The 3,667-nt window shown below is 48.9% G+C and carries 3 protein-coding genes and 1 riboswitch; all 3 genes read right to left on the bottom strand.

Annotated features, from left to right (window positions below):
* Positions 1-230: 230 nt before the first annotated feature.
* Positions 231-941, bottom strand: a complete 711-nt coding sequence (locus QUA83_RS30120; protein ID WP_333058637.1) for a precorrin-2 C(20)-methyltransferase — start codon at positions 939-941, stop codon at positions 231-233.
* A complete protein-coding gene (locus QUA83_RS30115; protein WP_333297869.1) occupies positions 938-1,567 on the bottom strand; it encodes a precorrin-8X methylmutase in 630 nt (209 codons plus the stop codon). Before QUA83_RS30115 ends, QUA83_RS30120 begins: the two co-directional genes overlap by 4 nt.
* A 136-nt stretch (positions 1,568-1,703) precedes the next feature.
* Positions 1,704-3,287 (bottom strand): precorrin-3B synthase, encoded by a 1,584-nt coding sequence (cobG, locus tag QUA83_RS30110; protein WP_333297867.1) that lies wholly within the window; start codon positions 3,285-3,287, stop codon positions 1,704-1,706.
* An 8-nt stretch (positions 3,288-3,295) separates the two neighbouring features.
* Positions 3,296-3,375, bottom strand: a riboswitch (adenosylcobalamin-variant (AdoCbl-variant) riboswitch).
* Positions 3,376-3,667 lie beyond the last annotated feature (292 nt).

The following is a 3,667-nucleotide window of genomic DNA, read 5'->3' as shown; positions in this document are numbered from 1 at the left end:
ATTTGTTTATGATTGCTTTATTTGGTTTTCAATGTTCGTGACGGCTTTGTGTTCCGCCATGTAAATAAACATAAAGCATATTCTAAGGTTTGTAAAGTATTTTAACAACAGATTAACTAATAGTAGTTATAAGTTTAAATTATCAATATGAATAAAACTGGATAAAGAGGTAAGAATGCACAAAAAAGTAGGTAAAGCCTGGAAGCGCGTCGCCTTCAGGCATGGAAATATTAAGATACGGACTTTTGCTGGCTAGGTATCATAATGAGAGCCCAATAGGGAACTTCAGCGGGTTCGACATCTGCGATCGCCCTAATTCGCTGATTAGGCATAGTTGCGCGTTCTATATACAGTGCTCGATCGAACTGTCCCAACTCAATCAGCACGTCCCGGACTTTCGCAAAATGCCTCCCCAGTTTAATAATCACAGCAGCATCAACAACCGCCAGCCGATCGCGCAAAACCTCAGCATCCAGCGTCGCAGGCATAATACTTAACACATCGTTACGATAAGTCAGCGGCACTCCCAACGCAGCCGCACTCGCCATTGTCGAAGAAATTCCCGGCACAACTTCAGTGGTAAATCTCGCCGACAAACGGTTGAATAGATACATAAACGAGCCGTAGAGAAAAGGTTCGCCCTCACATAGCACCGCCACATCCTGTCCCTCGCTCAGATGGGCGGCAATTTTCTCGGCAGCAATATCATAATAAGGTTGAGACGATCGCGTCGGACTAAAAGGCAACGGCATCGGAATCTCAATTTGCTCCGGGCGCAGATAATCAGCAACGATCGCCCGCGCCAGCACCTTACCATTTTCCATCGCCGGATAGGCAATCACCGGCACCGATTGCAAAATCCGATAAGCTTTCAAAGTAATCAATTCTGGATCGCCAGGGCCAATACCCAAACCGTACAATTTACCAGTAGCCTTAGTCATAATTCATCCTTTTTCGCTAACGCATTCACCGCCGCCGTTGCCATTGCACTGCCACCGCGTCGCCCGTGCAACGTAATAAATGGCACTCCCCGACTGTTGGCGGCCAGTTCGGTTTTGGATTCGGCAGCCCCCACAAATCCTACCGGGAAACCCAGAATTAAAGCCGGTTTGGGTGCTCCGGCATCTAGCATTTCCAGTAGTCTGAACAAAGCAGTCGGGGCATTGCCGATGGCCACAACCGCACCCTGCAAGTTGTCCAGCCATAAATCAAGGGCCGCAGCCGATCGAGTATTTCCCATTTGCCGCGCCAACTCCGGGATTTCGGAATGCCAGAGGGTGCAAATCACCGGATTGTCAGCGGGAAGGCGTTTGCGAGTGATGCCTTCTGCCACCATCCGGGCATCGCACAGAATCGGCGCGCCTGCGGAGAGGGCTTGGCGTCCGCAGGTGGCTGCACCGGGGGAAGCTGCTAAATCTGTAACAATATCGGTCATGCCGCAACTGTGAATTAGTCGCACGGCTACCGATTCTAAATCGGGCGGCAAGCTTGACAAATCTGCTTCGGCTCGAATTGTGGCGAAGGATTTGGTGTAGATTTCTGTTCCGTCTCGAATGTAGTCAATCATTCTTTAAAACTGCTATGGGAAGTTTGTGGGATTTGTGAAAGAGATTTTTTGAATGAACCGCGAAGGCGCAAAGGACGCGAAGGAAGAAATATCAAGGGAAATGCTTAAAACTTGTCAGTTTTAATGGGATATTTTTTCACCTTAAATTCCGATTTTCGGTGCTCAACAACTCCTGCAATTGGTCGATCGCCTGCCGATCGACAAACTCACCAAATGACTCCACAGGCTCTCGAAACCGCTGATACACCCGCAACATTCGCTCGATCGCACCGGGCATCTCGATCGCACTCACCGCCTGAAAAATTGGTCGCCCGAAGGGCAAATCTTTTCTACCCGCAAAAATGTCGTAACCTTCGATCGTCTCGTGTCCTTGCTCAATCTGAATTCCCACCAGCGTGATATCAATTGGCTGGTGCTGGGCGCAGGACTTTTGGCAACCGCTGAAATGAATGTTAATCGGCAGGTCGATCGTCAATTTTTGCGCTAAATCCCTCGCCATTGATAGGGCGTGACTTTGAGTATCTGTCGCCGCCGACGCACAGCCGCTGCTGCCGGCACAAGCCACCAAGCACGAATCTAGGCGAGTCGCCGACGAGTGCAATCCCAAATCGGCGATTTGCTGTTTTATCTCAAAAACCTGGGAGTTGGGGATATCAGAAATCAACAGATTTTGCCACGGCGTAAGTCTCAGGGTACCGCTGGCTAGATTTTGGGCTAATTTTGCCAAATTCCGCAGTTGCTTTGATTCTAGCCTACCCAGAGGCAGTGCAATTCCCATGTAGGAGAAACCCGACTGTCGTTGAGGGTGGATGCCGAGATGTCGGGATTGTTCGATCGCCCTTGCAGATGAGTCGATCAAACGGGCGGGCAAGATGCCCACCCCACAATGAAATTCACTGTTTGTGGCACAGGCATCTTGCCTGTTTTTGGGAAAAGTGCAAGATGTGTCTTGCAATAAAAATGGTAAATTCTGCTGTACCTTTTCTAGATAACTTTCAACACCCCAATCTGCCAGCAGGTGACGCAAACGCGGTTTTTTGCCATCAATTCGAGGTCGATTTTTGGTGTATTCAAGATAGGTGCTAGCGAGGGCGGCTAATACTGCAATACATTGCGATTCTTGGATAAAAATTCCTGTATCGCCGTTTAAATGCAGCCGAAAAACGATTTCTGATTGGGTTGAAAGCCCTTCAGCAGCTAATAAAATATCGTTGCGTAAAGCCTTGATCGAAACCGATTCCCCGCCGTCGAAGCCAATACTGAACTTAGGCGAAAGTTCCGACAATTCGGGATGCGTTTGCAGGTAATCATCCCAAGCTTTCACTAGCGGGCGAGTATCGAGTAACTGCTGGCGATCGATCCCTGCTGTCGGGCTTGCCATAATATTGCGAATCGGGTCAACTTCAACGCGGCGAGACGCTATCCCCAATTCCTGCAAGCGATTCCAGACTTCCGGGGCAATTTCCGAGTTCACTTCTCGGATTTGCAAATTTGCCCGATTTGTCACTTGCAAAAAGCCGGTACTGTATTGATCGGCCAAATCGGCGATCGTCCAACACTGCTGCGCGTTTAAAATTCCCCCCGGAATCCGCATTCTCGATAAAACTCCGTCTCGGGCTTGGGAACCGTAAAATAAACCCGGACAAGTCGGCAAATCAGTCAAAGCTAACAAATAATCTCCTCCCCGTGCTACGCAGGGAATCCAAAAGTAAACGCCCACAAAGCGCCCCCGAAATCGGCATTCTGACTTTTACAGTTGCGGCACAGCGCCGGAATTGCACCGGACTTTCCCGCTTTCAGGTTTTAGAAAGGTATCACGAGCTGACCTACAGAAAGCAAAACCCTCAACTTTCTTAACAAAACTTCTGGCGATGGCGTCGGGCCCCGCAAGCTACGCCCCTGTCTCTCCTTTCATCAGCTTTCCTAATCACACTCATCAGTTTAACTGTCGCCCAACCCCTTTACAAACCTTAACGATAGGCGTAATAATATAAACATCATCCGAACATTGAAAACCAAATAAAGCAATCATAAAACCATGACAACAACCTTACAGCAGCGCGAAAGCGCCAACGTCTGGGAACGCTTTTGTGAGTGGGT

Origin of the sequence: Microcoleus sp. K1-B1 (assembly GCF_036704705.1) — a bacterium.
Classification (GTDB): Bacteria; Cyanobacteriota; Cyanobacteriia; order Cyanobacteriales; family Microcoleaceae; genus Microcoleus.
Note: the sequence above shows the minus strand (reverse complement) of the source record. Positions and strands in the feature narration are given on the sequence as shown.

Bases quoted from the DNA above. Each gene is read 5' to 3' on its own strand.
- QUA83_RS30115 (WP_333297869.1), bottom strand. From the start codon at position 1,567: ATGATTGACTACATTCGAGACGGAACAGAAATCTACACCAAATCCTTC.
- QUA83_RS30120 (WP_333058637.1), bottom strand. From the start codon at position 941: ATGACTAAGGCTACTGGTAAATTGTACGGTTTGGGTATTGGCCCTGGC.